The 26,136-nt window shown below is 32.5% G+C and carries 21 protein-coding genes and 2 rRNA genes; 20 read left to right on the plus strand and 3 right to left on the minus strand.

Annotation, left to right across the window (positions count from 1 at the left end; translation table 11 throughout):
- The first annotated feature begins 34 nt into the window (after positions 1-34).
- The 4 genes from rrf (HZR23_RS06210) (at position 35) to HZR23_RS06225 (ending at position 1,907) form a co-directional block, all read left to right on the plus strand.
- A 5S ribosomal RNA gene (gene rrf / locus HZR23_RS06210) occupies positions 35-151 on the plus strand.
- Between the two features lie 16 nt (positions 152-167).
- Positions 168-284: ribosomal RNA gene (rrf, locus tag HZR23_RS06215) — 5S ribosomal RNA — on the plus strand.
- A 257-nt stretch (positions 285-541) separates the two neighbouring features.
- Entirely contained in the window at positions 542-1,207 is a 666-nt protein-coding gene (locus HZR23_RS06220) for a LiaF transmembrane domain-containing protein (protein WP_132848956.1), read from the plus strand.
- Between the two features lie 151 nt (positions 1,208-1,358).
- The gene (locus HZR23_RS06225; protein WP_132848957.1) at positions 1,359-1,907 is read left to right on the plus strand and encodes a hydrolase; all 549 of its coding nucleotides are present in this window, start codon (positions 1,359-1,361) and stop codon (positions 1,905-1,907) included.
- Between the two features lie 186 nt (positions 1,908-2,093).
- Here the strand turns inward: HZR23_RS06225 and HZR23_RS06230 are convergent, their stop codons facing one another.
- Positions 2,094-3,233, minus strand: coding sequence for a THUMP domain-containing class I SAM-dependent RNA methyltransferase (locus HZR23_RS06230; protein WP_132848958.1), 1,140 nt, complete (start codon positions 3,231-3,233; stop codon positions 2,094-2,096).
- 219 nt (positions 3,234-3,452) lie between these two features.
- Here HZR23_RS06230 and HZR23_RS06235 point away from each other — a divergent pair, with 219 nt between their 5' ends.
- The 5 genes from HZR23_RS06235 (at position 3,453) to HZR23_RS06255 (ending at position 11,445) form a co-directional block, all read left to right on the plus strand.
- On the plus strand, positions 3,453-4,784 hold the full coding sequence (locus HZR23_RS06235; RefSeq protein ID WP_132848959.1) for a DNA recombination protein RmuC: 1,332 nt from the start codon (positions 3,453-3,455) through the stop codon (positions 4,782-4,784).
- 212 nt (positions 4,785-4,996) lie between these two features.
- A complete protein-coding gene (locus HZR23_RS06240) occupies positions 4,997-8,938 on the plus strand; it encodes a response regulator (protein WP_132848960.1) in 3,942 nt (1,313 codons plus the stop codon).
- 1 nt (position 8,939) lies between these two features.
- The gene (locus HZR23_RS06245) at positions 8,940-9,788 is read left to right on the plus strand and encodes a CheR family methyltransferase (protein WP_132848961.1); all 849 of its coding nucleotides are present in this window, start codon (positions 8,940-8,942) and stop codon (positions 9,786-9,788) included.
- A 44-nt stretch (positions 9,789-9,832) separates the two neighbouring features.
- Positions 9,833-10,405 carry a chemotaxis protein CheB gene (locus tag HZR23_RS06250; RefSeq protein ID WP_132848962.1) on the plus strand — a complete coding sequence of 191 codons (573 nt, stop codon included), beginning with the start codon at positions 9,833-9,835 and terminating at the stop codon, positions 10,403-10,405.
- Positions 10,402-11,445, plus strand: a complete 1,044-nt coding sequence (locus HZR23_RS06255; RefSeq protein ID WP_132848963.1) for a GGDEF domain-containing response regulator — start codon at positions 10,402-10,404, stop codon at positions 11,443-11,445. Before HZR23_RS06250 ends, HZR23_RS06255 begins: the two co-directional genes overlap by 4 nt.
- A gap of 100 nt (positions 11,446-11,545) precedes the next feature.
- Here HZR23_RS06255 and hisC read toward each other — a convergent pair whose 3' ends face one another.
- On the minus strand, positions 11,546-12,622 hold the full coding sequence (gene hisC / locus HZR23_RS06260) for a histidinol-phosphate transaminase (protein WP_132848964.1): 1,077 nt from the start codon (positions 12,620-12,622) through the stop codon (positions 11,546-11,548).
- A gap of 286 nt (positions 12,623-12,908) precedes the next feature.
- Here hisC and fusA point away from each other — a divergent pair, with 286 nt between their 5' ends.
- The 7 genes from fusA to disA all read left to right on the plus strand — a co-directional run bounded on the left by fusA (position 12,909) and on the right by disA (position 22,330).
- Positions 12,909-14,978, plus strand: coding sequence for an elongation factor G (fusA, locus tag HZR23_RS06265; protein WP_132848965.1), 2,070 nt, complete (start codon positions 12,909-12,911; stop codon positions 14,976-14,978).
- 294 nt (positions 14,979-15,272) lie between these two features.
- Complete coding sequence (locus tag HZR23_RS06270; protein WP_132848966.1) at positions 15,273-15,731, plus strand: CtsR family transcriptional regulator; 459 nt, start codon at positions 15,273-15,275, stop codon at positions 15,729-15,731.
- 11 nt (positions 15,732-15,742) lie between these two features.
- Positions 15,743-16,252, plus strand: coding sequence for a UvrB/UvrC motif-containing protein (locus HZR23_RS06275; protein WP_132848967.1), 510 nt, complete (start codon positions 15,743-15,745; stop codon positions 16,250-16,252).
- 11 nt (positions 16,253-16,263) lie between these two features.
- The gene (locus tag HZR23_RS06280; protein WP_132848968.1) at positions 16,264-17,289 is read left to right on the plus strand and encodes a protein arginine kinase; all 1,026 of its coding nucleotides are present in this window, start codon (positions 16,264-16,266) and stop codon (positions 17,287-17,289) included.
- A gap of 12 nt (positions 17,290-17,301) precedes the next feature.
- A complete protein-coding gene (locus tag HZR23_RS06285; protein WP_132848969.1) occupies positions 17,302-19,731 on the plus strand; it encodes an ATP-dependent Clp protease ATP-binding subunit in 2,430 nt (809 codons plus the stop codon).
- An 88-nt stretch (positions 19,732-19,819) separates the two neighbouring features.
- Positions 19,820-21,184: a DNA repair protein RadA gene (radA, locus tag HZR23_RS06290; protein ID WP_132848970.1), complete on the plus strand. Its 1,365-nt coding sequence runs from the start codon at positions 19,820-19,822 to the stop codon at positions 21,182-21,184.
- 69 nt (positions 21,185-21,253) lie between these two features.
- Entirely contained in the window at positions 21,254-22,330 is a 1,077-nt protein-coding gene (disA, locus tag HZR23_RS06295; RefSeq protein ID WP_132848984.1) for a DNA integrity scanning diadenylate cyclase DisA, read from the plus strand.
- Between the two features lie 43 nt (positions 22,331-22,373).
- On the opposite strand, the gene HZR23_RS06300 is transcribed toward disA, so the two are convergent.
- Positions 22,374-22,775, minus strand: coding sequence for a nucleoside triphosphate pyrophosphohydrolase family protein (locus tag HZR23_RS06300; protein ID WP_243098242.1), 402 nt, complete (start codon positions 22,773-22,775; stop codon positions 22,374-22,376).
- A gap of 277 nt (positions 22,776-23,052) precedes the next feature.
- Between HZR23_RS06300 and HZR23_RS06305 the strand changes: the two genes are divergently transcribed.
- The 4 genes from HZR23_RS06305 (at position 23,053) to ispF (ending at position 26,101) form a co-directional block, all read left to right on the plus strand.
- Positions 23,053-23,529, plus strand: coding sequence for a CarD family transcriptional regulator (locus HZR23_RS06305; RefSeq protein WP_132848971.1), 477 nt, complete (start codon positions 23,053-23,055; stop codon positions 23,527-23,529).
- 188 nt (positions 23,530-23,717) lie between these two features.
- Positions 23,718-24,821, plus strand: coding sequence for a PIN/TRAM domain-containing protein (locus tag HZR23_RS06310; RefSeq protein ID WP_132848972.1), 1,104 nt, complete (start codon positions 23,718-23,720; stop codon positions 24,819-24,821).
- A gap of 97 nt (positions 24,822-24,918) precedes the next feature.
- Positions 24,919-25,620: a 2-C-methyl-D-erythritol 4-phosphate cytidylyltransferase gene (gene ispD / locus HZR23_RS06315; protein ID WP_132848973.1), complete on the plus strand. Its 702-nt coding sequence runs from the start codon at positions 24,919-24,921 to the stop codon at positions 25,618-25,620.
- Position 25,621: 1 nt separating this feature from the next.
- Complete coding sequence (gene ispF, locus HZR23_RS06320) at positions 25,622-26,101, plus strand: 2-C-methyl-D-erythritol 2,4-cyclodiphosphate synthase (protein ID WP_132848974.1); 480 nt, start codon at positions 25,622-25,624, stop codon at positions 26,099-26,101.
- Positions 26,102-26,136 lie beyond the last annotated feature (35 nt).

Raw genomic sequence — 26,136 nt, forward strand, 5'->3', positions numbered from 1 at the left:
TCTCACTTGTAGTTTTGAGAGAACACTCTCAATAAATCGTGACAATAGCGAAGGGGTCACACCTGTTCCCATACCGAACACAGAAGTTAAGCCCTTCAGCGCCGATGGTACTTGGCGGGCAGCCGCCTGGGAGAGTAGGTCGTTGCGGTTTTAAAAACTAAATAGTATGTCGTGACAATAGCGAAGGGGTCACACCTGTTCCCATACCGAACACAGAAGTTAAGCCCTTCAGCGCCGATGGTACTTGGTGGGTAGCCGCCTGGGAGAGTAGGACGTTGCGATTTTTAATAATCTTCTACAAGAGAATAGTAGGAGATTTTTTTATTTTAATTTTTTGTTTTGGAATTAAGATTACAAGAACATAGAGGTTGAAAAAATAATAATAGAACATATTTTATTAAATGGTATAATATACCTATAAGTGAAGTGGATATGTTGTGGCTAATACTCCTCTTTGGTTATAAATACATAAAAACAACCAGAACAGTCTAGGTTGTGTAATAATATAAAAATAAGTTTGATCTTTAGGGAGGTAAAAACCGTGAATGGTAGAAAATTATTCGGATTAATCCTAGTGGCTTTAGGAATTATACTTATGCTAGATAAGGTTGGAATGTACGCTGTAAACTTTGCTTATATAATATCAAACTACTGGCCGATGGCTATTGTTTTAATTGGAATATTCAATCTATTTGATAATTCTCATTCAAAACTAGGTAGTCTAATTACAGTTACAATTGGAGTTTTACTTCAGTTGAAAATTCTAGGCTATTTCAACATTTTTAACTATTTATACCTATGGCCTGTGATACTTATTTTGTTAGGTATTCACGTTATATTCTCAAAGTCTGATGGAAAATATAAAGATACTAGAGATAAGATTGATTCTGTTGCATTATTTTCTGGATGTAATACACGGAATTTCTCACAAAATTTTAAGGGAGGAAGTGTAGTAGCAATCTTTGGTGCTGCTGACATTGACTTAAGAGATGCTCAGGCCATAGCTGGAAAAGAGATGTCTCTTGATGTTTTTACACTTTTTGGTGGTGTAGATTTAATTGTACCAAAAGAGTGGAATGTTACTGTTAAAGGACTCCCTTTATTTGGGGGTTGGAGTAATAAAACTATAGTCTCTAAGAACATTGAAAGTCCTCTATTGAAAATAAGTTGTTTTGTTGCATTTGGCGGAATGGACATTAAGAATTAGATTATATATAAATATTAAAAAAAATTACTCTTTAAAAGAGGAATATAATGGTTTTATATAGAACTAATTCAGTAAGGCATTGATAAATATTTGACTATTAATCAAAACTTTTTAAAAAATATTATTATTAAGTTTATAAGGAGAGGATAAAATGGAGAAATTTACTTTGGAAAGATCAGATGCACTTTTACTAGTTATTGATATACAAGAGCGTTTAGTAGCTGCAATGAAATATGGGGATCAGATGATCGAAAATACAAAGGTATTAGTTGAAGTAGCAAAAGTTATGGACTTTCCTACTGTAGTAACAGAGCAGTATCCAAAGGGAATAGGCCCTACTGTTCCTGAATTAGCATCTCTTTTAGATAAAAATATGTTTTTCGAAAAAGTTACATTTACTGGATGTACTGAAGATGTTGTTGCAGCAATTAAAAAGTTAGGAAGAAAAAAAGTAATTATAACAGGTACAGAAACTCATGTTTGTGTATTACAGACTACTAGAGATTTATTAAAACTTGGGTATGAAGTATTTATTGTGAGAGATGCGGTTTGCTCAAGAAGTAAGACAAATTACAAAGCGGGGTTAGAGTTGTTAGCAAATATGGGAGCAGTTATAACAACTACGGAAGTTGTAGTATTTGATCTTCTTAAACAATCAGCTACTCCTGAGTTTAAACAAATTTCAAAATTAATAAAATAATATAAATGAACTTATTTGATATTTTGCCAAGGGGAGGGCTAATATCAAATATAAAAGGTTCTACATAATAGGGGTATGGGGGATTACTAATAAGAAAGATAATAGGGAAATAGGATAGATAGTATACAAAAACTATTTATCCTATTTTTTAATAAAAAATACTGAAATTCATTAGTATTCAAAATTTTAAAGTTCTCTCGGTGGTCTAGGTCCAAAGTATTGGAAATAGTCAACTTTTATTCTTCCGTTGTAAAGCTTTCGTTTTTTATCTGCTTTTTTACCATAAAGTCTTTCGAAATCCTCATAGGATGTAATAATGTACTTTGACCACGTATCAAGCTTACTAAAGTTTTTTCCCATTACTTTATATAAGTTTTCAACTTCACTTAATTGGCTAAGTCTTTCTCCATAAGGGGGATTACAAATTATAACTCCGTAGTTTTCTTTTATATCTATTGATGAAAGCTCTTTTGCTTGAAACTCTATACAATCATCAACCCCTGCTTCAAAGGCATTGTCTCGTGCTATTTCTATGGCTTGTTCATCGATATCCCATCCATGGATTTTTAAGTTTACATTTTGATCAATTGCTTTTAATGCAGATACTCTCTCTTGTTTCCATAAATCAGTTCCTAGTATAGGCCAGGATTCTGACGCAAACTTTCTGTTAAGTCCTGGTGCAATATTTTTTCCAATAAGTGCCGCTTCAATCGGGATAGTTCCAGATCCACAGAAGACGTCTAATAGTACCCTATCTTTTCTCCAATAGCTTAGCATAATAAGGGCTGCTGCTAAAGTTTCTTTAATTGGGGCTTGTACACTTCTTTCTCGATAACCTCTTTTATGTAGCCCATCCCCACTAGTATCAATTGTTAGGGTAGCCATATCATTTAATAGTGATACTTGAATTGTAAACTCTGGACCTGTTTCAGTGAACCACTCAACCTTATACTTCGTCTTAAGCTTTTCTACAACAGCTTTTTTAACTATAGCTTGGCAGTCGGAAACGCTAAATAATTTTGATTTAACTGACTTTCCTGTTACAGTAAATTTACCATCTTGACTGATCCATTGTTCCCAGGGTAATGATTTTGTTTGCTCAAAAAGTTCTTCGAAAGTAAGTGCTTTAAATTCACCTAACTTAAGTAAAACTCTATCGGCACTTCTAAGCCAAAGATTAGCCTTTGGAATACTAGTTAAATCTCCTTCGAATGTAATCATGGCATTTTCAGTTTGTACATTTTTAAAACCTAAATCTAAAACCTCTCTTTTAACAACAGCCTCTAGACCAAAGGTGGACGTTGCAATAAGCTTAATATTATCCATAAAACCTCCTGAAATAATTGAAATTTAAAACAAATTATAACAATTATATCATAGGTAGATTGTATTTACGATTATGATAATACTATATTATTTGTATTTATTAAATAAATACAATACATTTATTAAAACTTTTAGAACTATTGTAACAATAATGGATGTACGATATAATTAGACGAACGTTAGTTCTAAATCGGGTTATACTAGAGAGGAGAAATAGGTATGCTATACTTAACTGAAATTCTATTAATAAGCCTAATAACATTAGTTTCCTTAGTTATTTATTTACTAAACCAATTAAAAAGCAATGGAAATAACCAGTTGGGTCGAGATATTAATATGAAGTTTGAAAGATTAGAAAAGGATATGATTAAATTAGAGAATTTAAATAAAGAAGAGTTTTATCGAAATAGAGAAGAGTCAAGTAAAAACGCAAAAGATGCTCGGGAGGAAATGACTTCTGCAATAGGATCCCTTCAATCACAAATAAATAGGGATTTACAAATGAATAGAGAGGAATTAACGAATGCTTTAAAATTTTTTGAACAACGCTTTACATCTAATGTTAAGGAATTCAATGACATTCAAAAAGAAAAATTTAGTGAACTTGTAGAGAAGCAAAATCAACTAGTACTGTCAACTGAACAAAAACTTGAAAAGATGCGAGAAACTGTTGATGAAAAATTACATAAGACTCTAGAAGAGAGATTAGGAGAGTCATTTAAACTTGTAAGTGAGAGGTTAGAGTTAGTTCACAAGGGCTTAGGGGAAATGCAAAACTTAGCCACAGGAGTAGGGGATTTGAAAAAAGTATTATCTAATGTTAAAACTAGAGGTGTTTTAGGTGAAATACAGCTTGAAAATATATTAGAACAAATACTAACTCAAGATCAATATGATAAAAATGTTATAACTAAAAAGGGAAGCAAAGATTATGTAGAGTTTGCAATAAAACTACCTGGGAAGGAAGATTTAGAGGACATTGTATATTTACCTTTAGATTCAAAATTCCCATTAGAAGTATACCATCAATTACTTGAAGCATATGACTCTGGTGATAGCGGATTAATTGAAGAGGCAGGAAAGCGTTTAGAATCAAGTATAAAAAAATCAGCTAAGGATATAAGGGACAAGTATATTGACCCACCAAATACAACAGATTTTGGAGTAATGTTTTTACCTATAGAAGGTCTTTATGCTGAAGTAGTTCGTAGAACCGGACTTATCGAAGTACTGCAAAGAGATTTTAAAATAAATATTACAGGCCCTACTACTCTGGCAGCATTACTAAATAGCTTACATATGGGCTTTAGAACATTAGCAATAGAAAAAAGGTCCAGTGAAGTTTGGATGACCTTAGCGGCGGTGAAAGTAGAATTTGATAAGTTCGGTAATGTACTTAATAAAGCTCAGGAAAAAATTAATCAAGCAAGTAAGGAAATTGACATGCTTGTAGGAACAAGAACAAAACAAATTCAAAGAAAGCTTAAAAATATTGAAAGCATTGGTTTAGATGAAGCCGCTATATGCCTAGATGATATTAATATTGACTAGAGTAATAGTAGACAGATACCATAGACTATATCTTATTATAAATTAACTATATCAATCAAACACTGTTGAAAGTTGTCGAAAATTATGATAAAGTCTCATTGAACAATTAAATCTTATGTTAGATACTTTTCTTGATATGATACTTAGGGGCCTCAGTTCATAAGAATATCTAATATTATTGATATAATTCTTTTGTGAAGTGAGGTAGTCATATGATCTTATTTAATAAGTTAAAGCTAGGGACGAAAGTATCTATTGGATTTGGATTAGTACTAACATTATTATTAGTTTCAGTAATAACATCAATAGTTGGAGTAAGGAAAATTAGTAATGAGTTTTCTCAATTTAGGCAAATTTCAAATGAAGAAATGTTATTTGGGAGATTACAGGAGAATCTATTAGAAAGCAGGATAGCGTATGAAAATTATGTACAATTAAGGGATGCTTATTATAAAGATGTTTTTGAAGAACGTTTGAGTAAGATGGAAGACTTTATTTATGAATTAAAAATTGGCATTACTGATGTAGAGCGTCAGATGAAAATGGAGTATATACTGGAACATTCAAGAGAATACAAAAACGACTTTAATAGAATAGTTGAGTATGAACAAAAGAGAGACCATCTATATAATGAACTAGTATTTATGGGTCCCCAATTAACAAAGATTTTATCTGAAATTATGGATACTGCTAATAACAATAATGATGAGTTTATAGTTTATACATCGGGTGTTGCCCTTAAACATTTAGGCTTAGCTAGATTGCATGTTTCAAGATTTTTAGAAACTGACGATTCTAAGATGATTGATGTAGTAACAAATGAATTTCAAGAAATGGAGAAATCAATTAATTTAATAGAAGGTACAAATAGGGCGTATAAGTATAAGGATTCTATAGATAAGTTAAAGGAAAATAAGGAAGCATATTATAATAGCCTTATGGAAATTTCCTCAGTAGTCGGTAATAGAAATTCAGTAATAGCTCACCTTGATGAGATAGGGCCAGATATTTCTGCAATTGCAGAAGAAATGAAGCTTTCTATAATTGAAGAACAGGCTAGATACGGGCCGGAAATAAAAAAGGAAAATCAAAATATAATTACTAGAATGAGTATTATATTGCTATTGGCATTACTCTTATCAATATTAATATCTATTAGAATAGTTAGAATGGTTATTTCTCCGGTAAAGACGGTGACAAATACTTTTAAAGAAATTTCTGAAGGGGAAGCGGATCTAGAAGTTAGAATGGAGGTTAATTCATCAGATGAACTAGGGGAAATGGCAAGATCCTTCAATAAGTTTATGGAAAAACTTCAATTCATTATCTTGGAAAGTCAAGGGCAAAATTGGCTCAAAACTGGCCAAACAGAGTTAAATGAGATAATGCGAGATGAACAGGATTTATTGTCTCTAAGTAATAACGTTATTAACTACATTGCAAGATATTTAGATATACAAACTGGTTCTATTTACATTAGGATGGACGATGGAACTTTTAAGTTTCACGGAGGATATGCCTATACAAAAGGTGATAACTATTTAGATAATATTGAAATAGGTCAAGGTGTTATTGGACAAGCAGCTAAAGAAAATAAAAGTATAATACTATCAAATATAAAAGAGCATTACCTAAAAATAGACTCATCTGTAATAAATGCAGTGCCTATCAATGCAATTATATTACCTTGCGCGTACAATAATGAGGTGAGATGTGTAATTGAGTTAGGAGCGCTTAATAAGTTTACAGAGAAGCAATTAAAGTTTTTAAATGAGGTCAGCGAAAGCATTGCAAATAGCGTTGATAGAATAATTTCACGAAAAAAACTACAAGAACTTCTGAATAAAACCCTAACACAGTCTGAAGAATTACAAGTTCAACAAGAAGAACTAAGGCAAAGTAACGAGGAATTAGAAGAGCAAACAAATGCATTGAAGGAATCCGAGGTAAGATTGCAGACTCAACAAGAGGAGCTTAGAGTTACAAATGAAGAACTGATTGAACATGCTAGAACTTTGGAACAACAAAAAAATCTAATTAATGCAAAAAATGAGAACCTAATAAAGGCTCGAAAAGAGATTGAAGAAAAAGCTAAAGCACTTGAAACAACGAGTAAGTATAAATCGGAGTTTTTAGCCAACATGTCACATGAACTGCGAACCCCTTTAAACAGTATTTTAGTACTATCTCAGCTTTTATCTGAGAAAAAGGATAAAGCACCATTGACGGAAAAGCAACTTGAATTTGCTAGTACAATACATGCTGCAGGATCAGAACTCCTTAGATTAATAAACGATGTTCTTGATCTATCAAAGGTTGAGGCCGGAAAAATTGATATTAACTTTGAAATGATGAATATACAAGAGTTTGCAAAAGGGATGGAGCGGACCTTTGGACAAATAGCAGAGAAAAAAGGTTTAAACTTTTCAGTAGTGGTAGAAGAGGAATTACCAGAATGCATATATACTGATTCCCATAGGCTTCAACAAATTGTAAATAACTTTATCTCGAATGCTCTGAAATTTACGGAAAAAGGAGAAGTAGTTTTAAGGATATCTTATGCAAATGATGAAATCACATTAGGAAATGATTTAAAATCTAAATCATTCATAAATATCGCAGTAACGGATACCGGGATAGGAATACCTTTAGATAAACAGTCAGTAATCTTTGAACCATTTAAGCAGTCGGATGGTACTACAAGTAGAAAATATGGAGGAACGGGCTTAGGATTATCTATTGCTAAGGAGCTGGCAAGATTATTAGGTGTAAGTATAAATCTAAAGAGTGATGATAAAGGAAGTACTTTTAGTTTACTACTACCGATAGTAATTGATGAAGATGTAGCAATAAAAGAGGTTGCAACATCAAAAGAAATCGAAGCTGATTGTAGGAGCTTGTCACTACATGGGATAAATGATGTCATTATTGATTCTAGTTATAAACTTAATGATGAAAATAAAGAGGATAATATTAATGTGAAAGAAAGTCTTATATTAATTATTGAAGATGATGCTAAATTTTCAAATGTTCTGGTGGAGCTGGCAAAAAGCAAAGGTAATAGATGCATAGTTGCTTCTAATGGAAGAATGGGTATCGAAATGGCTAAAAAGAAAAAGCCCGATGCAATAATATTGGATTTAGGGCTTCCTGATATCGATGGACTACAAGTAATTGAGGAACTTAGAGCTATGTCGGAGGCCAGTTCCATACCTATTCATATAGTATCTGGAAAGGAAGATATGTACTTTGATAGCAGCACAGATGGGATAATTGGTTATATGTTAAAACCAGTTAGTACGGAACAAATTCAGCAAGTTTTTGATCAAGTTGAAAGATCTTTTGCTAAGGATTTTAATAGATTACTATTAGTTGGGATAGATGAGATTGAACAAAAAAATATTATTGATACAATAGGTAAACATGATATTAAGATTTCATCTACTCAATACGGAAGTGAAGCAATTAAGTTATTAAAAGATGAAAAGTATGACTGCATAATATCAGATTTAAAGCTTGAGGATATGTCTGGATTTGAGCTTTTAAAGGGTATAGTAGATGAGGACATAGGGCGTACTCCTGTAATAGTATATACAGATAAAAGTTTATCAAATGATGAAGCTATGGAACTTCAAAAGTACACAGAAAGTATTATTATTAAAGGTCTACGTTCAATAGAGAGATTGACTGGTGAGGTTAGTCTTTTCCTTCATAGGGTTGCTTCAAAAGAGCTGCAGAACACAAATAAAATGATAAGATCTAGCTTTGAGAAAGAAGAATCATTAAGAGGGCGTAGAGTTTTAATAGTTGATGATGATATGAGAAATGTATTTTCACTTTCAAGTGCTTTGGAAGAAAAGGGAATAATAGTAGAAGTAAGTAGAAATGGAAAAGAAGGACTTGAAAAACTTAAGAACAATACAGATATAGATTTAATTTTAATGGATATTATGATGCCAGAGATGGATGGTTATACAGCCATTAAGGCAATTAGAAAAACTAAAAATATATCAAAAATTCCTATTATCGCATTAACTGCAAAATCTATGAAGGAAGACCGAAATAAGTGTATTGAAGCCGGCGCAAATGACTACTTAACAAAGCCAATAGAAATCAACAGACTTTTATCACTTGTAAGGGTATGGTTATATTAATATGATAAACAAAAATTTAATACAAGATTTAGAAAATGAGGATATAGAAATAAAACTTTTGGTGGAAGGTATATTTTTGAAATATGGACATGACTTTAGAAATTATTCTAAAGCACACATAAAGAGAAGGATACTTCGAAGACTTTCTATAGCTGGCTTAAAGAGTATAACTGAAATGCTCTATAAGGTACTCTATGATAGAAGTTTTTTTGAATTGTTATTAATGGACTTTTCAATTAATGTTACGGAGATGTTTCGGGATCCATCTTTTTACAAGGCCTTAAGAAAAGAAGTTATACCTATTCTTAATACTTATCCATTTATAAAGATATGGCATGCAGGATGTGCTACTGGTGAAGAAGTATACTCTATGGCCATATTACTTAAAGAAGAAGGTTTATATGAAAGATGTAAGATTTATGCTACAGATTTTAATGAAAAAGTACTAGATAAGGCTAAGGAGGGTATATACCCTATTGATTCTATCAAAGAGTATACCTATAACTATCAACAGTCAGGAGGCCTAAGTACCTTTTCGGATTATTACATGTCAAAATATGATTCTGTTATAATGGATAAGGACCTAAAAGAAAAAATCATTTTTGCAGACCATAACCTTGTCACTGATGGTGTATTTGGGGAAATGCATATTATTATATGTCGTAATGTACTAATATATTTTAATAGGGAACTCCAAAATAATGTAATTAATCTCTTTTATGAGAGCTTATGTCATGGTGGCATACTATGTTTGGGTTCCAAGGAAAGTGTAAAATTTTCAAGCTGCGAGTATAAACTTAAGCCCATTGACTTTCAAGAAAGAATATTTCAAAAAAAGTATCATTATTAACATATGATATAAATACACTTAATATCTGAGTATGGGGTGATATAATGGGCTATAAAGCAGTAGTTATGGGTACTTCTATGGGAGGAATAAACGCACTTAAGTCTATATTGACTAAATTCGATCAAAATTTTCCAGTACCTATCTTGATTGTACAGCATATGAGTTCCCATTCGAATAATTTTCTAGCAAACTACTTAAATGAGATATGTAAAATTGAAGTAAAAGAAGCGGATGAAAAGGAGAAAGTTATTCCGGGTTATGCTTATATTGCACCTCCTAATTATCACCTTTTGATAGAGAAAGATGGTTATATATCCCTTTCAGTAGAAGAGAAGATAAATTTTGCAAGACCATCTATTGATGTATTATTCGAAACTGCAGCTGATGCATATAGGCATAACTTAATTGGAGTCATACTTACCGGTGCAAATAGGGATGGAGCTAAAGGTTTGAAAATTATTAAAGAAAGAGGAGGACTCGTTATAGTAGAGGATCCAACTACTGCTGAGTCTAGCATGATGCCTTTTTATGCAATTAATGAAATGAAGGTTGATTATATAGTAAATTTACAAGACATTGGGGACTTATTAAATCAATTGATAGGGTGGAATAAATGAAAGATAAGGATATTAATATACTTGTTGTGGATGATAGACTTGAAAATATTTTAGTACTAGAAGGGGTACTAGAAGATTTAGACTGTAATATAATTAGTGCTACTTCTGGGAATGAAGCATTAGGTATGATGTTAGAATATGATTTTGCATTAGTTTTAATGGACGTTCAAATGCCAAATATGGACGGTTTTGAAACAGCAGAAATAATGAGGTCAAGTAAAAGGACTCGTCATATCCCAATTATTTTTGTTACAGCTATATATAAAGAGCAAAGATATTTGTTTAAAGGATATGAGATAGGTGCGGTAGATTATCTATTTAAACCTATAGAAACTGTAGTTTTGAAAAGTAAAGTAAGTGTTTTCATAGAACTATTTAGACAAACAATACAACTTAGAAATCAGACTGAACAACTTGAAAAAAAATTAATTGAAATAATGGAACTTCAGGATGCTAACGAGAAGTTACTTTCCCTTTCTAATCATGATGGGCTTACGGGAGTGGCAAACAGAAGAAGTTTTGATCAACATATAAGGTTGTGTTGGCGCGATTCTATTAGTAATAAGTATCCTATCTCAGTAATTATGATAGACATCGATTGTTTTAAAGTATTTAATGATAATTATGGACATATAAAAGGTGATGAATGTCTAATTGCTGTAGCAAATAAAATTGCATCATCAGTTAAACGCTCAAGTGATTTTGTGGCTAGGTATGGTGGAGAAGAGTTTGTTGTAATACTTTCGAATACAGATGTATATAATGCGGAAAAACTCGCAGAAAGAATAAGAAATAATATTGTCGAACTATTTATTCCACATGAGTATTCAACAGTTATCCCTTATATTACAATTAGTCTAGGTGTAGCTACTATTATTCCGGAAAAAAATGATAGAATTGAAATGTTTCTTTCGCAGGCTGACATGGCATTGTATGAGGCTAAATTATTAGGACGTAATAGAGTAATTGTATACAAAAAGGAAAAAGAACTAAATAATGTAGAGAATGGAACAATTAGTAAGGCTTGTAGTAGTAACTGAAAGCAGGACAATTGAAAAATAAATATTTAAATGTATTAAAAATAAGGAATATTGTTTGCTATACATCAATATCCCTTATTTTTATTATTATATTTTAGTACTATAAAATTTCTTTTAACGAACTAATAAAGAGTTCATTTTCTTCCATAGTACCGATGGAAACTCTAATATATGTTTTAAACATAGGTCGAATAATAATTCCCTTTTTCTGTAATTCTGTGAATACTTCTTTGCATTCCTTGCCAGAATCTAAAAATATATGATTTGCTTCTGATGGAGCATACCAAATGCCCATTTGATCAAAACAGTTATATAAGTACTCTTTACCCTCTTTGTTTACTTCATAGCTTTTCTTAACAAAGTCGTCATCTTCTAAGGCAGCTATTGCTGCCGCCTGTGCAACCGCATTAACATTGAAAGGAGGTCTGATTTTATCTATATTATTAAGAATCTCTTCTGAAGCTATTGTATAACCAACTCTTAAAGCTGCCAATCCATAAATTTTAGAGAAAGTTCTCAAGATTAAAATATTCGGATACTTATCAAGTAATGAAATACTATCATGAGGATATTCTTCGTTTGTAACATACTCATTATAGGCTTCGTCATATACTACTACAATATGCTTAGGTACACTCGCTAAAAAATCTAAAAGAACTTTTTCTGAGAACATTGTTCCAGTAGGGTTATTAGGATTACATAGCCAAATTAACTTAGTTTTTTCCGTAATAGAATTTTTCATGCCCTCTAAATCATATGCAAAGTTTTTCAAAGGAACGATAACCGGATTTCCACCCATCATCTTGGTTGTAGTTAGGTAGCGGGGGAAAGTAACATCCGCCAATATTACTTCATCTCCAGGGTTAATAAAGGTTTTAGATATTTGATCTACCATCTCGTCAGAGCCACTGCTAGGTTGAACTTGACTAGGTTTTACTCCTAGTTTTTTAGCTAGAGCAACCTTTAAATCTGTTGCATTTCCATCTGGATATAGATTTAGATGATCGAATACTTTTAATATAGCGGCATTAACCTTAGGAGAACATCCTAATGGATTTTCATTAGAGGCCATTTTATATACTTGAGTAAGACCTAGTTCTCGTTTAACATCTTCTATAGGTTTGCCAGGGGAGTATGGTGTTAGATCCTTTAGTTCAGGGCGAAATTCAATAGACATTATATTGCCTCCTTAATAATCAATAATTTTAGTAAAAGTATATCATAATATTTCGAAATATTCTAAATAATTTATTTAATAAATGGATAAAATAGGAATAACCGTTGTATTTATTGCCATACCCTATTAAAATATGAGAGAGGAAGGTGAAAAATAACTAAGAAAGTGTACAAAAATGTTTCAAATTTATTCCAGTGATTTTTAATAATTAAAAAGGAATTAATAAAAATGTATCGAATAACTATATTAAGTCTAATAAATATGACATTAGTTAGGGGGAGATTGTGTGAAAATCTATGAAGCTGGTCGTATAAGAAATATCGCATTATTAGGGCATGGTGGATGTGGCAAAACGACATTAACAGAGGCAGCTATCTATTCGGCAAAATTGACGAATAGAATGGGTAGAGTAGAGGACGGCAATACAGTATCTGACTTTGACAAAGAAGAAATCGCAAGACAAATTTCAATAAATACTTCTGTAATTCCAATTGAATGGCAGAATTATAAAATTAATTTATTAGACACCCCAGGTTATTTCGATTTTATAGGCGAAGTTCAAAGTGCTGTGAAGGTAGCAGGTGGAATACTAATTTTAGTAGATGCCACTAGTGGAATAGAGGTTGGTACCGAGAAGGCTTGGGACTATGCTATGGATAAGAAAAAACCTACCTTTATTCTAATTAATAAAATGGATAGAGAAAATGCAAACTTTGATAAGGTTTTAAATGATCTTAGAGAAAAATTTGGTAAGAAAATAGCACCTTTCCAATTTCCAATAGGTGAAAAAGAAACCTTCGAAGGTAATGTAAACGTTGTTAAAATGGTAGCTAGAAAATACGATGGTAAAACATGTACAGAGTATCCTATACCTACAGAGATTACAGATCAGGTTGAAGCAATGAGAGAAATTTTACTTGAATCTGTTGCTGAAAGTGATGAGGCCCTATTAGAAAAGTATTTTGCAGGTGAAACCTTTACAGATGAAGAGATACAAGATGGATTAAGAAAAGGAGTACTGAATGGAGATATTGTACCGGTAATTTGTGGAGCAACTGCTAAGAACGTTGGCATACATACGCTTCTTGATATGATATGTGATTATTCTCCATCTCCGGCAGATATGCCACCTAAAGAGGGAGAAAATCCTGAAACAGGAAAAACAGTTGAAAGAAGTTTAGAACCTAATGAGCCATTTTCAGCACAAGTATTTAAGACAATCGTTGACCCATATATCGGAAAGATATCTATATTTAAAGTAATTTCAGGTAAATTAACATCCGATGCGGAGGTACTTAATGCAAATAAGGGTGAAAGAGAAAAAATCTCAGCTCTATTTCTTCTAAGAGGAAAAACACAAATAGAAGTAAATGAGGTGAAGGCAGGAGACATCGCTGCAGTTTCAAAGCTTCAGCATACAAATACAGGAGATACATTATGTGCTGTAAATGCGCCTATAGTGTTTAGTAAAATAGAATTTGATTCACCACAGCTATTTTTAGCAGTCGAGCCTAAGGCAAGAGGGGATGAGGAGAAAATTAGCTCAGGACTTCATAGACTAGCTGAAGAAGATCCATCCTTTACTTTTGAACGAAATGTTGAGACTCGCCAAACTTTAATTAAAGGACAAGGTGAGCTTCATATTAAAGTTATTACAAGTAAGCTTAAAAATAAATTCGGTGTGGATGTACAACTAAGTGACCCTAAGGTTCCTTATAGGGAGACTATTAAGGGAAGATCTGATGTACAAGGTAAACACAAAAAGCAATCCGGTGGTCACGGACAATATGGAGATGTTAAAATAAGATTTGAACCTGCATCCTGTGACTTTGAGTTTGCAGAAGAGATATTTGGTGGATCTGTGCCTAAGGCATACATTCCTGCAGTAGAGAAAGGTTTAAGAGAGTGTATGGAAAAAGGGGTGTTAGCTGGATTCCCTGTAACTAATATTAAGGCAATATTATATGATGGATCTTATCATGATGTAGATTCATCTGAAATGGCATTTAAGATTGCTGCCTCCCTAGCTTTTAAAAAGGGAGTTGAGATGGCAAAACCAGTACTACTTGAACCTATCGTTAAAGTGGAAGTTATAGTTCCAGAAGAGTACATGGGTGATATAATGGGAGATTTAAACAAAAGAAGAGGAAGAATTCTAGGTATGGAACCTATGTTAAAAGGACAGCAATTAGTAATTGCTGAAGTTCCACAATCTGAAATGTTTAAATATGCTATTGATCTACGTTCGATGACTCAAGCCAAAGGAACTTTTAAGATGGATTTCAGTAGATATGATGAAGTTCCATCTATGATTAGTGAAAAAGTAGTGGAAGCTGCGAAAGCAGTTAAAGAATAATTTAAAAAGCATGTGCCTTTAGATGGCGCATGCTCATTTTTTTGTTAATCCAAATATCAGATGTGAGCCGTAGGGTCTATAACTGATATTTTTTATTATTTCACGTAATAGCACTTTGGTTTTTTCAAATTTTACTTATAAAAAAACTAAAAAAATAAATAATCCAGGTAAATAGGAAAACTATTGTTTAGGAAGACTTAATTTGTGGAATTATCTATAAAAAGGATATTGAAAAAATTTAGAAATTATTTTATAATTAAAGTCAAAGAAAGTCAGAATAAAGTGGGTGGATTTATGGCGAAAATTAGCGACATAATAGAGCAATTTATAAAGGAACTACTTAAGGAAAGTGATGAAAACATAATAGAAATTCAAAGAAATGAACTAGCTAAATTTTTTGACTGTGCACCATCTCAAATTAATTATGTGCTTACGACACGGTTTACTCTAGGGCAGGGCTATATAATTGAGAGTAGAAGAGGTGGTGGCGGACATGTTCAAATTAAACAATTAGTTTTTGAAGAAAAACCAAAGCTACTTAATATTATAAATGAACAAATAGGAGCTGAAATCTCAAAAGTCCAAGGGGAGAGACTTATAAGGTCCCTTTATGAAAAGGGGATAATAACTTTAAGAGAGTTTAAAATTATTTCAGCTGCTATGGATGATAATGCGATAATATCTCCATTAAATATAAAGGACCGTATAAGGGCGAGAATTTTAAAGAATGTATTAATAGTTATACTACAGTAGGAGGAATAAATATGATATGTCAGGACTGTAATCAAAGGGCTGCAACAGTACATTTTACAAAGATAGTTCAAGGTGTAAAGAATGAAACACATTTATGTGATGAGTGTGCTAGATTAAGGCAAAACAAAAGCTTTGATGATGTGTTTTCAATTCATAATTTTCTTGCTGGGTTACTAGATGTAAGTGGGGATAGTGTACGTAAACAGGAATATCCAAACAATTTTATATGTAGTAAATGTGGCACAACCTATGATTATTTTAAAAAAGTTGGTAGATTAGGATGTAACAATTGTTATATAGAGTTTAAAGAAAAAATGAATCCCTTAGTTAGAAAAATTCATGGAAATACATTGCATACAGGGAAAGTTCCTAAAAGAACAGGTGGAATTATTAAAAAAAGAAGAGAATTACAACAATTAAAACTACAGCTTAATGATGCAATAAACAAGCAAGAGTTTGAAAAGGCCGCAGAGCTTAGAGATAAAATAAACGAACTTAATAGACAGATTTTGGATATGTAGGGGGTATAGGTATGGCAAAGTGGTTAAAGGAAATAGGGCCTCATGCAGATATAGTAGTAAGTACAAGAGTTAGACTTGCAAGAAATATAGAAGGATTTCCTTTTCCTCATATATTGAATGAAGAAAAGGCAGAAGAATTAAAAAAAATAGTAATGGAAAGTGTAATCAGTGGTAACTCCACTTTACAAAACCACTTTAATATAATTTCTATGAAGGATATTAGTCAAATAGAGAGATTAAATTATTTAGAAAAGTATTTAGTTAGCCCAGATCTAATTCGTCATTCAAACATTGGCAGCGCCTTAATAAATAAGGAAGAGACTATTAGTATTTTAATAAATGAAGAGGACCATATAAGAGTACAATGCCTCTTGCCTGGATTGCAATTAGAAAAGGCCTGGGACCTAGCACAAAACATAGATGATCTAATCGAAGAAAAAATAAATTACTCATATGAAGAGGAACTAGGGTATTTGACAGCATGTCCTACTAATTTAGGTACAGGTGTAAGGGTTTCGGTTATGCTTCATCTCCCAGCTTTGAGCTTAACTGGACATATAAATGGGGTTTTAAAGGCATCTGGACAAATTGGTTTAGCCGTAAGGGGTATATATGGTGAAGGCACTGATTTTTTAGGACACTTATATCAAATTTCAAACCAGGTTACATTAGGGATAACTGAGCAAGAAATTATTTCGAATATTTCTGATGTTACAATGCAGATTATACAAAATGAGCGATCAGCTAGAGATAAGCTACTACATCATAGAAAAATTGAATTAGAGGATAAGGTTTTTAGGTCTTATGGTATTTTAAAAAATGCTAGAGTAATGTCTAGAAGTGAAGCTATGCAACTAATATCTGATATTAAACTTGGAATTAACCTAGGTTTAATTGAAAATAATAACATGGAAATATTGAATGAGTTAACTGCTTTAATTCAACCGGGATGTTTGCAAAAATATTATGCTATGGAACTAAGCGAAAGTGATAGAGATATAAAAAGAGCGCAATTGATAAGAGAAATGTTAGGATAGGGAGGAAAAAAGATGGAAGGCAGATTTACTGAGAGAGCAAACAAGGCCATATTATTATCTCAAGAAATAGCCCAACATTATGGGCAAAATTATGTAGGGACAGAACACCTTTTACTTGGACTCTTACATGAAAGTGGCGGAATTGCAGTAAAGGTAATTATAAATCTTGGATTTGATCCTAAAGTAGTAAAAGATAAAATTGTTAAGCTATTAAGTCCTTCAGATAAAAAAGAGAATTTATTAGGTTTTACACCAAGAATGAAAAAGGTATTTGAGTTGAGTTTTACTGAAGCTAGAAGCATGGGTCATAATTACGTAGGCACTGAGCATCTATTACTAGGATTAATACGAGAGGGAGAGGGTCTAGGGGCCAAAGTTTTAATGGAGCTTGGTGTTAGTCTGGAAAAAATAAGAGAGCAGATTTTAAAGCAGCTAAATGATGGAAAAAGTCAGGTTGGAAAGGTGAAGGAGCCAGTGAAAAGAAAAGAAACTCCAAACTTAAACAAATATGGAAGAGACCTAAACCAATTAGCAACTGAAGGTAAGATTGATCCAGTTATAGGTAGAGAATCGGAAATTCAAAGAGTAATACAGGTACTGAGCAGAAGAACTAAGAATAACCCTTGCTTAATAGGTGAGCCAGGGGTTGGTAAAACAGCAGTTGCAGAGGGTTTAGCTCAAAAAATAGTTGAAGGGAATGTACCTGAAACTTTAAAGGACAAAAGGATAGTTTCTCTTGATGTTGGGTCATTAATTGCAGGTTCAAAATATAGAGGTGAGTTTGAAGAAAGACTTAAAAAAATTATGGAGGAATTAAGGCAAGCAGGAGACGTAATCCTATTTATTGATGAGATGCATACAATAGTAGGGGCTGGAGCAGGAGAAGGGGCGGTAGATGCAGCAAATATATTAAAGCCTGCATTAGCTAGAGGAGAACTACAGACAATAGGAGCTACAACTCTAGATGAGTTTAAAAAACATATTGAAAAGGACGCTGCTTTAGAAAGAAGATTTCAACCAATTATAATTGATGAGCCAAATATTGAGGATACCATTAAAATTTTAATGGGACTAAGAGATAAATATGAAGCCCATCATAGAGTTAAAATTACAGATGAGGCTATTAAGGCTGCGGCTGAATTATCTCATAGATATATTATGGATAGGCAGTTACCAGATAAGGCCATTGACTTAATAGATGAAGCAGCCTCTAAAGTAAGGCTATCTATATTTACGCTTCCGCCAGATGTTAAGGATTTAGAGGAAAAATTAGAAAAATTGTCTAAGGAAAAAGAGGAAGCCATAAGTTTACAGGATTTTGAACGAGCAGCAAAAATAAGAGATGAAGAAAAGGTTACAAAAGATAGATTAGAAGAACGTCATAGTAATTGGAATAATAAAAATCAGTCAACGGAAACATTAGTCACAGATGAAGAAATAGCCCAGATTGTTGGAAGTTGGACTGGTATACCTGTAACTAAGCTGAAAGAGGAAGAGTCAGAAAGACTACTAAATATGGAAGAAATACTGCATAAGAGGGTTATCGGTCAGGATGAAGCAATTAAATCCGTTTCTAAGGCTATGAGAAGGGCTAGGGTTGGCTTAAAAGATCCAAAGAGACCTATAGGTTCATTTATATTCCTAGGTCCAACGGGTGTAGGTAAAACTGAGCTATCTAGAGCTTTAGCAGAAGTAATGTTTGGCGATGAAAATGCTATGATCAGAGTGGATATGTCTGAATATATGGAAAAACACACTGTATCTAAATTAATAGGTTCACCACCTGGATACGTGGGATATGATGAAGGTGGTCAATTGACTGAGAAGATTAGAAGAAGACCTTATTCAGTAATCCTGTTTGATGAGATAGAAAAGGCCCATCCAGATGTGTTTAATATGTTGCTTCAAATATTAGATGATGGTAGGTTAACGGATGCTAAAGGTAGAACTGTAAACTTTAAAAACACAGTTATTGTAATGACATCCAATGTTGGAGCCCATACAATTAAGAAACAAAGAACACTAGGCTTTTCTTCTAATGATGAATCCTTAGCAAAAAGTGAGTATGAAAAAATGAAAGATAATGTAATGGACGAATTAAAGAGAACCTTTAGACCAGAGTTTTTGAATCGTATTGATGATATTATTGTATTCCACTCCCTTGAAAAAGAATATATAATAAAAATTGTTGATCTAATGGTAGATGAACTCAAGGATCGATTAAAGCAACTAAATATAAATATAGAAGTAACAGAAGGGGCTAAAAATCATATCGGTGAAAAGGGATTTGATATTCAATTTGGAGCAAGGCCACTGAAAAGAGCTATTCAAAAGCTCATCGAAGATCCTTTGTCAGAAGAACTATTAAAAGGTCATATAAATCAGGGTGACGATGTAGTAATAGATATTGAGGGAGAGCAATTAATTATAAAGCGAAAATAGAGGAATGTTCCTCTATTTTTTTTTGATATAATATATTATGATATAATATTTAAATATTGTATACATAGAGAAAAAGTGGTGAAATTGTATGGGAAAATCAAAGACTAAATATATTTGTCAACAATGCGGCTACGAAAGTCCTAAATGGTTTGGAATGTGTCCTGGATGTAGTCAGTGGAATACTATGGAAGAAGAATTTGTAGATAACTCCAAAAGTTTTAAACGCTCTCCTACTGTTAAAGGAGGAACAGCTCCTCAGCCAATTAAAGAGGTTAAAACTGGGGATTACATAAGATATGATACTCAAATACAAGAATTAAACCGGGTGCTTGGAGGTGGCTTAGTAAAAGGGTCACTTACTTTAATATCTGGAGAACCTGGTATTGGCAAATCAACGCTAATATTGCAAGCTGCTGGAGCTATAGCTAATAAATATGGTAAAACCTTATATGTATCAGGTGAGGAATCAGAAGAACAGATTAAAATGAGGGCTGAGAGATTAAAAACTCTAGAGGAAAACCTATATATCGTTTCAGAAACGAATATTAATCGAATTGAGAAGTTTATTGAGAATATGGAGCCAGTTTTTGTAATAATAGACTCTGTTCAAACTCTATATAAAGAAGAGATAGTTTCGGCACCAGGTAGTGTGTCACAGGTTAAAGAGTCGGTAAATAACCTAATGAGAATAGGAAAATCAAGTAACATACCAATATTTTTAGTCGCACATGTAACTAAGCAAGGGGAACTGGCAGGACCCAGAGTATTAGAGCATATGGTCGATACTGTCTTGCATTTTGAAGGGGAACGAACTCAAGAGTTTAGAATATTAAGGGCCTTAAAGAACCGCTTTGGAACTACGAGCGAAATTGGAGTTTTTGAAATGAGTATGGATGGCCTAATTGAAATAACAAATCCTTCAGGGATTTTTTTAGAAACCCTAAATCCTGAAGCAGAGGGGTCTATAGTAGTAGGAACAGTAGAGGGAACTAGACCATTATTAGTAGAAATTCAGGCCTTGGTAACTAGTACCACCTCTGGTTTCCCCAGAAGAACTGCTGTAGGGGTAGATACGAATAGGCTAAATTTAATTATTGCAGTATTAGAAAAAAAAGTAGGTTTACCTCTTAGCTTTCAAGATATATATGTTAATGTTGTTGGTGGTTTAAAGTTAGAAGGAACATCCGCTGATTTAGGAATAGCTATGGCTATTTATTCCAGTGTGAGAGGCATAAAAATCCCATCTGGACAGATGGTTGCAATTGGAGAAGTTTCTTTAACTGGAGAAATTCGCCCTGTAACACATATTGAAAAGCTGGTGAAAGAGGCAGAAAAAATGGGTTTTAAAAACTGTATTATTCCAAATCGAAATAAAGCAAAACTTGATGGGATAAATAGCAATGTAATTGGCGTTACAGGGCTAAAGGATGCGTTGGATATAATAATTTCTTAAAACAGGTTAAAAAACGCATATATAGTTAAAACTAGAATAATAATGACAAAATGAAAGGAGGGGTAAATGATGAAAGGGTATGAGGTCGGGGAAAGACAGTTGATGGATGCTATAAAGATGCTTGCTCCGGGCACCCCCTTAAGAGAAGGGATTGAAAATTTATTAAGAGCTAAAACTGGCGCACTTATAGTGATTAGTGATAGTGAAAAAATGGCAAATATAGTGGATGGCGGATTTCCAATTAATATGGAATTTACACCTAACTATCTCTATGAATTAGGGAAGATGGATGGGGCCATAATATTAAGCCAAGATGCAAAAAAGATTCTTAATGCTAATGTTCAATTAGTTCCAGATAATTCAGTAACTTCCTCAGAAACAGGCATTAGACATAGAATTGCTGAAAGAGTTGCTAAGCAAACTGGAGAAATTGTAATTTCAATTTCCCAGAGAAGAAATATTATAACATTGTATTTAGGGAATTATAAATATGTCGTACAGGAAACAAATAAATTGTTATCTAAAGCTAACCAAGCCATACAAACTTTGGAAAAGTATAAGACTGTTTTGGATCGTGTTAAAACGAACTTAAGCGCCTTGGAGTTCGAGGACTTAGTTACAGTATATGATGTAGCTACTGTAATACAAAGAACTGAAATGGTAATGAGAATAGTAAATGAAATAGAAAGATTTATTAATGAACTAGGTAATGAAGGCCGACTTATAAGTATGCAACTGGAGGAATTAGTCGTAAATGTAAAGGACGATGGGCGCAATATTATTGCTGATTATATTGTAGATGATACAAAAGAAATAAATGCTGTTTTAAAGGAAATACGTTCTCTTACATCTGAAGAGCTCCTAAATTTAACCTATATTGGAAAAATACTAGGTTTTACTCAAAATGCCAATCCTTTAGATTTATATGTAATCCCAAGAGGCTATAGAATACTAAGTAAGATACCAAGGCTACCTGTTACCATTATTGACAACCTTATTTTAGAGTTTGGTAACTTTCAAAAGGTTTTAAAAGCGACAATAGAACAACTAGATGATGTTGATGGTATAGGAGAAATTAGAGCTAGATATATAAAAGAGGGCCTAAGACGACTTCAGGAACAAGTTTTAATGGGAAGACATATATAATACATATAATAAAAAAAACAACAAAATTTTGTTGTTTTTTTTATTATAGTAAACCGTATTTTCCTAAGGTTTCAAGTTGATTTTTATAGAAATCCTTAAGTAATTTTTGCATGTCAATATCTAATAAATTACATAGTGCAACTAAGTAGAAAAAATTATTAGAAATTTCTTGTTCGATTTTTTCTTTACACATTTCACAAGGTGTTCCTTCGATGTGATCAGAAGCGTAGTCTCTAAACTCAGAGAAGGAGATGTCCTTAGGTACTTCTAGTTTCTTTATATGTAGTTGAGTGCAACCACAGTAGGTAGCAGATTTGGCAACAGCTCTGTTTACTTTAGCGTTACTTTCCTGAAGCTTAGTTAAAATATCAAGAGCACTTCTATGCCTTATAAGAACATTATCTACTTTTTGCTGGAATTCTTTTAAACACATACTATTATCCATGGAACCAACTCCTGTCTATTTTACCTTCCCATATAGCTAATAATATTATACTTTTTTTAAGGTGTTTTTGTCAATTATGGGACAGTGATAATAATTTACACAATTAATGGAAATTCAGTTTAATATCTAAGGTTCCTTAATTAACCAGGAACATTGGAAAAAAATATTTGACAATACCTAAATGCCTATGATAAAATAATTATTTTGTTTGACATAAACACTATGGTTGTGTATAATAGTAATGAAGATATATACGTTGACTAGTAGGGGGGATAACATGTTCAATATCGGAGATAAAATTGCTTATCCAGTTCATGGGGCGGGTATAATAGAAGCAATAGAAGAAAGAGAAATTCTTGGTGAGTCAAAAAAATATTATGTTATGAAGATGCCCTTGAGTAATATGAAAGTTATGATTCCTCTTGATAATATGGGAGACGTAGGAGTAAGACCTGTTATAACACAAAAAGAAGTAGACGATATTTTTGCCATATTGTCAGCAGATGAAACCAAAATGCCGAAAAATTGGAATAGAAGATATAGAGCAAACATGGATAGAATCAAAAGCGGAAATATTTATGAGGTGGCAGAGGTTGTAAGAAACTTAACTTTAAGAGACAGAGAAAAAGCATTATCAACTGGTGAAAAGAAAATTTTAAACAATGCTAGACAAATACTTTTAAGCGAGATTATACTTGTAACTAATATTGATGAAGAAAAGGCTATGAACTTAATTGAAGAAGCAGTAAAATAAAATACGCCTCTTATGAGGCTTTTATTTTTAATTAATGCATATCAATAGGACTTATTAAATATTTTATTATTATCTAATTTTTGGTATAATATAATGTGGTGTCATTTAGGTTAAATTAGGTATTAAGTTTAATGTTGTATTTAAAAAACATAAAATGGAAATACTTAATTAGTGGAGGTGAAAAAAATATGATTAACAGAATTGTTAGAGGTGTACTGGCGCTGTTAAGTGCATTAAGTGGTGGTTTAGGCTATATATACGTTATAAATAACGTGTTAGGAAGGCCTGATAATGGAATGACTTTTATATTTGGAATTATTTTATCTTCATTAATAAGTGGTTTGTTATTATTTATTCTTGCACCATGGCTTATCAAAAAGGGAAAGGATACTGCTAGTTGGATAGAAAATGAGTTAGCTAACGTCCCGATAGTAAACGTTATTCTTGGCTCATTAGGACTTATAGTTGGTCTTATTATTGCATATTTAATTAGTAATTTAGTAACAATCATTCCAATTCCAATAGTTGGAACTATTATTTCTACAGTAGTATATATTTTTATGGGGTACTTAGGTGTTAATATAGCTACTAGAAAAACCGAAGAGTTGGCTAATTTTCAAAATTTCTTAAAAAAGTTTCCTAGAGAAAAAGAAAAAGATACTAAAAAAGGTATTTATGAAGCTTCACCGAAAATATTGGATACAAGTGTTATTATTGATGGTAGAATAGCAGATATTTGTAAAACTGGTTTTATTGAAGGTCCCCTTATAATTCCTGAGTTTGTTTTAAAAGAGCTTCAGCATATTGCAGATTCATCCTTAGCAATTAAAAGAAATCGTGGAAGACGTGGATTAGATATTTTAAATAAAATCCAAAAAGAATTAGATATAGATGTTAAAATTAATACATTAGATTTTCCAGATATTGCAGAGGTGGACTCTAAGCTATTAAAACTAGCTCAAACTATAAACGGTAAAGTAGTAACAAATGATTATAACCTAAATAAAGTTGCTGAATTGCAAGGGGTTTTTGTTTTAAATATTAATGAGTTAGCAAATGCGATTAAGCCTGTTGTATTACCAGGAGAAGAAATGCTTGTTCAAGTGATAAAGGATGGAAAAGAGTCAGGTCAAGGGCTTGCATATTTAGATGATGGTACTATGATAGTAGTTGAAAGTGGTAAGAAATATATTGGTCAAAACATTGATGTTTTAGTAACTAGTGTACTACAAACAGCAGCAGGTAGAATGATTTTTGCAAAACCAAAATCACTAGTTGATAAAACCGCTTAAATGAAGAAATTCCTTTGGTAAAACAAAGGAATTTTTTGTTGTGAAAAGAATAGTATAATGGAGTACAATTATATATATGGCTATGGAGGGAAGTTGGATGAAATCCGATAAAGTATGCGCAATTATTGTGGCAGCAGGCCAAGGAAAAAGAATGAATAAAGGATATAATAAGCAATATATTTTACTTGGAGAAAAACCTATTTTAGTACATACTTTAGAAACAATCTCGGGTAATAATAATATTGACTATATAATTTTAGTAGTTCCGCAGGACGAAATTGATTATTGTAAAAAAGAGATAATTGAAAAATATAATATACAAAAAGTTTTATTGGTTGTTGCCGGCGGTGAAGAAAGACAACATTCTGTATACGCGGGAATAAAAAATATAGATCCTAACACGGGAATTATTTTAATACACGATGGAGCTAGGCCATTTACAAGTAATGAAATAATAAATAGATCTATTAGAGAGGCAATAAATTACGGAGCTATAGTAGTAGCCGTACCTGTAAAAGATACTATTAAGGTTGTAAATAAAGAGTTAGAGGTGGTTAATACACCAAATAGAGAGACTTTGTGGTCTATTCAAACACCACAGGTTTTTAGTAGCAAAATTATAAAGCAGGCTTATGATGAAGGAATAGCTCAAAATTTTAGAGCTACTGATGATGCTATGATGGTAGAAGCTATGGGACATAAAGTTAAAATAGTTTTAGGGAGCTACGAAAATATTAAGATTACAACCCCTGAGGATATAATTTTAGCTGAACAAATTTTGTTAAGAGGTGAAGTATAACATGCGAGTAGGGATAGGCTATGATGTACATAAATTAGTGGATGGAAGAAAACTTATTATTGGTGGAATAACTATTCCGTTTGAGAAGGGGTTACTAGGTCATTCTGACGCTGATGTACTTGTGCATGCAATAATGGATGCTATGCTTGGGGCAGCAGCTTTGGGTGATATTGGAAAGCATTTTCCTGATACGGATATGGAGTATAAAGGCGTGGATAGTATGGAACTCTTAAAGGAAGTTAATGAAAAAATCCTAAATAAAGGTTATAAAGTGAATAATATTGATGCGGTAATTATTGCTCAAAAACCTAAAATGGCTCCATATATTGAACAGATGGTAGAGAGAATAAGTGAAGTTATAGGGATTGAAAGGCAATGGATTAACATTAAAGCTACTACAACCGAAGGCCTAGGTTTCGCTGGTAAAGGGGAAGGTATAGCTGCACAGGCTATTGCTAGCATATTGGAGTATAAATTATAAAAAGAAATAGTTGACGAAAAAACTATAATGGATTA

Origin of the sequence: Serpentinicella alkaliphila (assembly GCF_018141405.1) — a bacterium.
Taxonomy (GTDB): domain Bacteria; phylum Bacillota; class Clostridia; order Peptostreptococcales; family Natronincolaceae; genus Serpentinicella; species Serpentinicella alkaliphila.

What these genes read in the sequence shown, in the direction of transcription:
- HZR23_RS06225 (WP_132848957.1), top strand. Translation starts at nt 1,359, where the DNA reads ATGGAGAAATTTACTTTGGAAAGATCAGATGCACTTTTACTAGTTATT.
- HZR23_RS06230 (WP_132848958.1), bottom strand. Translation starts at nt 3,233, where the DNA reads ATGGATAATATTAAGCTTATTGCAACGTCCACCTTTGGTCTAGAGGCT.
- HZR23_RS06235 (WP_132848959.1), top strand. Translation starts at nt 3,453, where the DNA reads ATGCTATACTTAACTGAAATTCTATTAATAAGCCTAATAACATTAGTT.
- HZR23_RS06240 (WP_132848960.1), top strand. Translation starts at nt 4,997, where the DNA reads ATGATCTTATTTAATAAGTTAAAGCTAGGGACGAAAGTATCTATTGGA.
- HZR23_RS06245 (WP_132848961.1), top strand. Translation starts at nt 8,940, where the DNA reads ATGATAAACAAAAATTTAATACAAGATTTAGAAAATGAGGATATAGAA.
- HZR23_RS06250 (WP_132848962.1), top strand. Translation starts at nt 9,833, where the DNA reads ATGGGCTATAAAGCAGTAGTTATGGGTACTTCTATGGGAGGAATAAAC.
- HZR23_RS06255 (WP_132848963.1), top strand. Translation starts at nt 10,402, where the DNA reads ATGAAAGATAAGGATATTAATATACTTGTTGTGGATGATAGACTTGAA.
- hisC (WP_132848964.1), bottom strand. Translation starts at nt 12,622, where the DNA reads ATGTCTATTGAATTTCGCCCTGAACTAAAGGATCTAACACCATACTCC.
- HZR23_RS06270 (WP_132848966.1), top strand. Translation starts at nt 15,273, where the DNA reads ATGGCGAAAATTAGCGACATAATAGAGCAATTTATAAAGGAACTACTT.
- HZR23_RS06275 (WP_132848967.1), top strand. Translation starts at nt 15,743, where the DNA reads ATGATATGTCAGGACTGTAATCAAAGGGCTGCAACAGTACATTTTACA.
- HZR23_RS06280 (WP_132848968.1), top strand. Translation starts at nt 16,264, where the DNA reads ATGGCAAAGTGGTTAAAGGAAATAGGGCCTCATGCAGATATAGTAGTA.
- HZR23_RS06285 (WP_132848969.1), top strand. Translation starts at nt 17,302, where the DNA reads ATGGAAGGCAGATTTACTGAGAGAGCAAACAAGGCCATATTATTATCT.
- radA (WP_132848970.1), top strand. Translation starts at nt 19,820, where the DNA reads ATGGGAAAATCAAAGACTAAATATATTTGTCAACAATGCGGCTACGAA.
- disA (WP_132848984.1), top strand. Translation starts at nt 21,254, where the DNA reads ATGAAAGGGTATGAGGTCGGGGAAAGACAGTTGATGGATGCTATAAAG.
- HZR23_RS06300 (WP_243098242.1), bottom strand. Translation starts at nt 22,775, where the DNA reads ATGGATAATAGTATGTGTTTAAAAGAATTCCAGCAAAAAGTAGATAAT.
- HZR23_RS06305 (WP_132848971.1), top strand. Translation starts at nt 23,053, where the DNA reads ATGTTCAATATCGGAGATAAAATTGCTTATCCAGTTCATGGGGCGGGT.
- HZR23_RS06310 (WP_132848972.1), top strand. Translation starts at nt 23,718, where the DNA reads ATGATTAACAGAATTGTTAGAGGTGTACTGGCGCTGTTAAGTGCATTA.
- ispD (WP_132848973.1), top strand. Translation starts at nt 24,919, where the DNA reads ATGAAATCCGATAAAGTATGCGCAATTATTGTGGCAGCAGGCCAAGGA.
- ispF (WP_132848974.1), top strand. Translation starts at nt 25,622, where the DNA reads ATGCGAGTAGGGATAGGCTATGATGTACATAAATTAGTGGATGGAAGA.